This is a genomic window from Bacillus sp. SIMBA_031, from assembly GCF_046535225.1.
Taxonomy (GTDB): domain Bacteria; phylum Bacillota; class Bacilli; order Bacillales; family Bacillaceae; genus Bacillus; species Bacillus velezensis.
Genome location: NZ_JAWRXC010000072.1, coordinates 1 through 354, shown reverse-complemented (window position 1 = coordinate 354; position 354 = coordinate 1). Strand labels below are relative to the sequence as shown.

Below are 354 nucleotides of genomic sequence, written 5' to 3'. Positions count from 1 at the left end.
TTGGACGATGCGTCGCAAAAGACGAGATTGACACCGATCGACGGTCAGAGCGTTTACAAGGCAACCAGTGACGTAGGCGCCATCAGCAAGGGCGACTACTTCTATCTCGACGGATTGCACAAGGATCACCTCGAAGTGTTGGATAGTGGAGGAAGGTTCAGGGCCGTTGTGAACATGGACGGTACCGTGAACCAGTCCAAAACGGACGCAGGGCAGGGGCGCAGGATTAACGTTAAGTGAGAGGGATATGGAGCTGAATCGAATAAAAGTCTTATTGCGAGATTTGGCGCTGTCGCACGGTTTGACGGATGCCGATTTGAATTCCTACAATGTAGAAATGGACGACAACGAATG

Annotated in this window: 1 pseudogene; it reads left to right on the top strand. The window is 51.1% G+C overall.

Features of this window, described 5'->3' with window-relative positions:
• Positions 1-240 (top strand): annotated as a pseudogene (locus tag SB724_RS19555) (hypothetical protein); the annotation flags it as partial.
• Between the last annotated feature and the right edge of the window lie 114 nt (positions 241-354).